This window comes from Mycobacterium sp. TH-M116, from assembly GCF_057473685.1.
This window is the reverse complement of the sequence record NZ_JBYCLC010000152.1, coordinates 1-5,973: the sequence shown is the minus strand read 5'-3', so window position 1 is coordinate 5,973 and position 5,973 is coordinate 1. Positions and strand designations below refer to the sequence as shown.

At 66.6% G+C, this 5,973-nt stretch carries 4 protein-coding genes; 1 reads left to right on the top strand and 3 read right to left on the bottom strand.

The window, feature by feature from the left end:
* The coding region (locus AC2VOK_RS07515) for a glycosyltransferase (RefSeq protein WP_428899907.1) at positions 1 to 1,238 on the bottom strand (1,238 nt) is incomplete at its 3' end.
* A gap of 257 nt (positions 1,239 to 1,495) precedes the next feature.
* Here AC2VOK_RS07515 and AC2VOK_RS07510 point away from each other — a divergent pair.
* The gene (locus AC2VOK_RS07510; RefSeq protein WP_428899906.1) at positions 1,496 to 3,709 is read left to right on the top strand and encodes an acyltransferase family protein; all 2,214 of its coding nucleotides are present in this window, start codon (positions 1,496 to 1,498) and stop codon (positions 3,707 to 3,709) included.
* A 40-nt stretch (positions 3,710 to 3,749) separates the two neighbouring features.
* On the opposite strand, the gene AC2VOK_RS07505 is transcribed toward AC2VOK_RS07510, so the two are convergent.
* Positions 3,750 to 4,751, bottom strand: coding sequence for an NAD-dependent epimerase/dehydratase family protein (locus tag AC2VOK_RS07505; RefSeq protein ID WP_428899905.1), 1,002 nt, complete (start codon positions 4,749 to 4,751; stop codon positions 3,750 to 3,752).
* A gap of 49 nt (positions 4,752 to 4,800) precedes the next feature.
* Positions 4,801 to 5,973, bottom strand: a 1,173-nt coding sequence (locus AC2VOK_RS07500) for a nucleotide sugar dehydrogenase (protein WP_428899904.1), incomplete at its 5' end; no start/stop codon positions are given.

Genomic DNA, 5,973 nt, shown 5'->3' with positions numbered 1-5,973 from the left:
GCGGTGGTCGCAGCGCTTTCAGCGGGTTTGGTCATCCGCGCGGCCAGCTCGCGGGCCCGGGTGAGGCACTGCGGGGCCAGGACAGTGCGCAGGTCCGCGATCAACGACTTTTCGGTGGTGGCCGAAAAACGCCGTCCCATACCGACTTTCAAGCGTTTGACGCGCGCTCCCCACAGCCCCTGGTCGGGCAGCGTCCACAGGATCAGCGTCGGCAGTCCCGCGCGCAAGCCCGCGTTCGTCGTGCCGGCGCCACCGTGGTGCACGAACGCGCGACAGCCCGGCAACGCCGCCGCGTAATTCATCACGCCCACCACTTTGACGTGCTCGGAGTGGGAGACGTTGCTGTAGTCGGTCCCGGCGGCGCAAATCAACGCCCGCTCGCCCAGCTGCGCGCAGGCCGAGCTGATCATGGAAAGCGTTGCCGCAGCAGATTCGACGCCCACGCTGCCGAAGCCGAAGCAAATCGGCGGTTTTCCCGCGGCGATCCACGACGCGACCTCGTCGTCACTGTCGGTCGGCAACTCCATCGTCAACGCGCCGACAAACGGCCTCTTGGGAACCTGCTGCGCATTCCATTCGGCCCATTCGGCTGCCAGCCCGGGGTAGCACACCTCGTCGTAGGCCTGGATTTCCAGCGATCCGCGTTCGGTGATGCGGCGCGGCCACGGCCGTGTTGCCTCGGGCAAACCGAATCCACGGCGCTGCGCATCCTCGACCTTCTTCCCTCCACGCCACGCCGCCCAGTCGAGCAGCGTCATCGCGGAGCGGGCCACCGGCGCCGGCAGGAACGGCAGGAGCTCGCCGTTGATTCGCAGCGGGAAGATATGCAGGGTGGCAAGCGGGATGCCGAAATGCTCGGCGACGTTGACGGCGTCGTCCTCGAAATTCATGCCGGTGAGCAACAGGTCGGCCCCCTCCGCCAGTGACGTCAGCGTCGCACTCACCTCCGCACGACATTCGATGAGGGGCTTCGAATATTCGCCCGAAAGTCTGCCCAGCTCGCGGATCCTCCACGGGTTGGCGAACAAACCCGCCCAGAAATCGCGGTGCGGGTCCAGGATGGCCTTCAACGCCGGTCCGTACGCGACCGCCGCAGGCCCGGCCGCCTCGGTGAAGCTGACCATCTCAGGCGCGACGGCCATGTGGACCTCATGCCCGCGACGCACCAGCTCGCGGCCGACAGTGACGTAGGGCTCGACTTCGCCGCGCGTTCCCCAGTTTGCCAGCACAAATTTCATCGGCGAAATCCTAGCCTTTCAGTTCCCGCGCGCGTCCTGGGGAACGGAAGCGACAGCCCGCGTCCCCGGCTCAGCCGCCCTGCAGCATAACCCGGTAGCTGCGCTATCGAGCTGGAAGCCGGAAATTGTGGGGCAAGCGGCCGCCTCGGTCCGTCGGAGAGCTGGCCAGTGCGCAAGGAGTGCAGGGTCTGGCCGAGAAGCGTTGAACGTATGTGTGATAATTCGTCGATTCGACAAGCGCGTCCTCGAACAGATTGGTGAAAGTGCGCCAGGCCGACAGCGTTAGCGCTAACGAAGTAGCGCAGGCGCGCAGCGTGGCAAACAAGGAATTCCGTCCCGACATCGAGGGCCTTCGCGCTGTTGCGGTGGTCGCTGTGGTCCTCTTCCACGCGCACATGCCCGGTGTGGGTGGTGGGTTCGTCGGGGTGGACGTGTTCTTCGTCATCTCGGGCTTCCTGATCACGGGACTGCTCTGGCGCGAGGTGAGCACCACCGGCACCATCGGGCTGGGCCGCTTCTACGGGGCGCGGGCCCGCCGACTGCTTCCGGCATCGGCCACGGTCGGCGTCCTCACCATGATCGCCTCGGCGATCCTGTTACCCGCGGTTCAGGCCCGGGCCGTCATGGATGACGGCATCTACTGCGCGCTGTACGTCGGGAATTTCTGGTTCATCACGCGAGGCGTCAACTACTTCGGTCACCTGCCCCCGTCGCCATTCCAGCACTACTGGTCTTTGGGCGTCGAAGAACAGTTCTACCTGGTGTGGCCGGCCGTGATCATTGGCACGGCGTGGCTGATCCGGTGCGCGCGGCGGGCGCGACGACGCGCCAGTGGAACCCGGGTCCCCTCCTCGGAACGCCCGTATCTTGTGGTCCTTGCACTGGTCGCGGTTTTCTCGTTCGCACTGTCGCTGCTGAGCACCTACTTGTTGACCACTACGGCGTTCTTCTCGCTGCCCACCCGGGCTTGGCAGTTGGCCGCCGGCGGCATGATCGCGCTCACTGTCGGCCAGTGGCGCCGACTATCACCACGAGCTGCAGCGACAGCGGGGTGGGCCGGGCTGGGGGTGATCCTGCTGGCCTGTACCCAGTTGAGCGCAGCCACCTTCTACCCGGGTGTCGCTGCGCTGTTGCCGGTGCTGGGTGCGGCGTTGGTGATCGGCGCCGGTTGTGCCGCATCTACCCAGGGATGCGGCCGCCTCCTGGCAATCTCGCCAATGCGCGCGATCGGGCGAGTCTCCTACTCCCTGTATCTATGGCACTGGCCTGTGCTCGTGCTCACGCCGGCGTTGCTGGGCCACTCAGTGGGGCTGGGCGGCAGGCTGGCGGAGGTCTTGCTTTCGGGTGCGCTGGCGGTGCTCACACTGCGGTTCGTCGAGAACCCGCTCCGCTTCGCCGCTCCGATTCGCCGGTCAGCCGTGGCCAGCCTCACGCTCGGCGGTGCGGCCACCGCAGTCGTCGTCGCAGTCGGAATGGTGTTACCGCAATGGATCACCGTCCCGGTCCCGCGCGGTCCCGCTGCTACGCCGCTGACCGTCATCGCGGCTCCTCCGCTCCCGGGCTCCTCCGTCGACGCCTACGCCGCAGCGGTGGTGCACGTGTTCGCCCAAGTGCAGACCGCAGTGGCGGCATCTGAGGGAATCAAAACCGTGCCGTCGAACCTGAGCCCGCCGCTTGCCGGCGGCGCCGCAAACGGCAAGGGCAATTCGCCCGACAGCTGCCTACGCTCGCAGTTCCAAGGTGGCCAGCCTGAGTGCGCGACGGGCGATACAGCCTCGCCGACCACGGTGGCCCTGGTCGGCGACTCGCATGCCGCGATGTGGAATCCGGCGTTCCAGCAGATCGCCCGGCAGCGGCCCTGGCGGCTGGAGATGATGGCCAAGATGGGCTGCCCCTTGATAGACGTGCCCATCACCAACCGCCTCTTCAGTCGTGTGGTCGAACATTTTCGGCGCTGTGAACAGTGGCGCGGTGAGGTCATGGACCGGTTGCGCGCCGAGCGGCCACGGCTGGTCATCCTGAGCGTGTGGCGGGGATACCGTGGTGGCAACGAGAACGGTTGGCTGTCAGGTTTCACGCCTTATGACCCGGCCTGGATTGACAGCCTGACCCGCCTCGTGCGGCAGCTGCGCAGCATCGGTTCGCAGGTGCTGGTGCTCGGGCCGGTCCCGGATCCACACTCCGTGGTGCCGCTGTGCCTGTCCAGCCACCTCGATGACGTGACGGCCTGCACACCATCACGGTCGACCGCGGTCAACCAGCCCGGAATCGCCGCTGAGTCCGCCGTCACCAGAGCCGGCGGTGGCCAGTACACCGACCTCACCGAACTGTTCTGCACCGTGAAACGCTGCCCTGTCATCGTGGGCAACACCCAGGTCTACCTCGACGACAGCCACCTCACGCCGGAATACTCCCGGCAATTGGCACCGGTGATCGGCGCACTTGCCGACCGCGCGCTCGCAAACAATTAGGGCAGCACGCGCACAACCCGCGCCAGGCTCGTCTGTCGTCTCATGCCGGACGCCCCGCGGGCTCTTCGAGATACCACGGGTTGGCCCGCGCCCACTCGATGGTGCGGCGGATCCCGTCCTCGACATCAACGTTGAGGCGCCACCCGAGCTCCCGCTGCGCCTTGGTCGAGTCCGGGATGCGACGGGGAATGTCCTCGTAGCGGCCCCCGTAGCGCGCCGCGGTGTCAACGGCTTCAGCGCTCGACACGGAATCGACGTTCGCGATCGTGATCGCCAGCTCGACGGCGTCACGCATGGTCGTCTCGGTCATGCTGCCGATGTTGAAAGCCTCACCGATCGCCGCGTCGCTGTCGGCCGCGAGCAAGGTGCCGGCGATGGCGTCGTCGACATAGGTGAAACACCGCGTCTGCGCACCGGAGTCGTACAGCAACGGCGGGCGGCCGTTGAGGATCCGGTGGATGCTCTGCGAGATCACGAAGATCGGATTCTGGCGCGGGCCATAGACATTGAAGTAACGCACCACCGTCACCGGCAGCCCGTAGGCGGAATGCATTGCGAACACGAGATGTTCGGCCATGGCCTTGCTGGTGCTGTAGCTCCAGCGCGCGGTTTTCGTCGAACCCAGCACGCGGTCGTCGTCCTCGGCGAAGGGGGGGTTGGGATTTTTCCCGAACACCTCCGAAGTGCTGGCGAACACCACCCGCGTTCCGTGCCGCTGGCTCAACTCCAGGACGTTGCGCGTACCGATCACGTTCACGTCGAGAACACCGAGCGGATCGTTGAGATAGTTCGTGACCCCGACGACGGCGGCCAGGTGAAAGACCGTGTCGACTCCGGGTGTCAGGGCCTGTTGCAGCGCGGCCAGATCGGTGACGTCGCCTTGCACGAACCGGAAGTTGGCGTGCCGGTCGAAGTCGATGCTGCTGTCGCGGGTGCTCTTGGCGACGTCGAACACCGTGACCGAGTCTCCGCGGTCCAGCAGCGCCGAAACCAGGTGCGATCCGATGAAACCGTAGCCGCCCGTCACGACGACATTGGACATATGTGCTCTTTCGTTTCCCCGTAGCGGTTTGCGTTTGCTGATCGGCCGCTCAGCGGCCGATTCCCTTGTAGACGAAACCGGCGGCGCGCACCGCCGCCGGGTCAAAGCTGTTGCGGCCATCCAGGAACACACACCGGGCTGCCGTCAGTTCCGCGAGCCGCACCAGCGGGATCTGGTGGAACTCCCGGTGCCCCGCCAGCACCACCAGCGCGTCGGCATCCTTGACCGCCGACTCGATGTCCGCGGTCAGCGGGATCTTCGTCACCGTGTGGGCCTCTTCCTCCAGCACCCAGGGATCGTGGACCGACAGCTGGCAGCCGGACTCCTCGAGCAAGGCGAGCACGTACTTGGTGGGAGTGAGCCGGCAGTCGCCGGTGTTGTTCTTGAACGCGATGCCCAGCACCGCGACCTTGCTGGTCTCCACCGCCTTGCCCTGATCGGCCAGCAACTGGGTGAGCAACCCGTAGGTGTAGGCCGGCATCGTGTCGTTGACGGTCCGCGACGTCCGCGGGATGGACAGCTCCAACCCGAGGGACTGCCCCAGGTGGTTGACGAACCACGGGTCCTTCGTCAGGCAGTACCCGCCGACGCCCATGCTCGGGCGCAAGATGTTCGCATCGCGCCCGCCTTTGGGCATCGTGTTGGCCGCCTCGATGACCTGCAGGGCGTCCATGCCGAGCCGGTCGCACACCTTGGCCAGCTCGTTGGCCAGCGCGACGTTGAGGTCCACCCACAGGTTGTCGGCAAGCTTGACCATCTCGGCGGTCCGTGGGTCGTCGACGACGACGGAGTCCACCCCCAGGGCGTGTCGCCACAGTGTGGAGCACGCGCGGGCGCTGCGCTCATCGACGGCACCGACCACGACGGGGATCGACGTCAGCTCGCGGATGGCTTGGCCTTCGGCCAGCCGCTCGGGGCAGAACGCCAACCCGAAGTCGACGCCCGCCCGCAGCCCCGAGGTCTCCTCGAGGATCGGCCGGACCAGCTTCTCGGTGGTGTCGGGCGGAACCGTGCTCTTGAGGATGACGAGGTGGCCGGCACGCAGGTGCTCCCCCACGGCCCGCGCCGCCGCCTTGATGTCGTCGACGATGGGCTCGAAGTCCGGCCCCAGCGGCGTACCCACGGTCACGATCACGAAGTCGTTGTCGGCAAGCGCACCGAAATCGGTCGTGGCGCGAAGCCGGCCGACGCGTACGCTGTCGGCGACGAGTTCGCCCAGGCC

Coding starts and splice junctions, on each gene's coding strand:
- AC2VOK_RS07505 (WP_428899905.1), bottom strand. CDS start 4,751: ATGTCCAATGTCGTCGTGACGGGCGGCTACGGTTTCATCGGATCGCAC.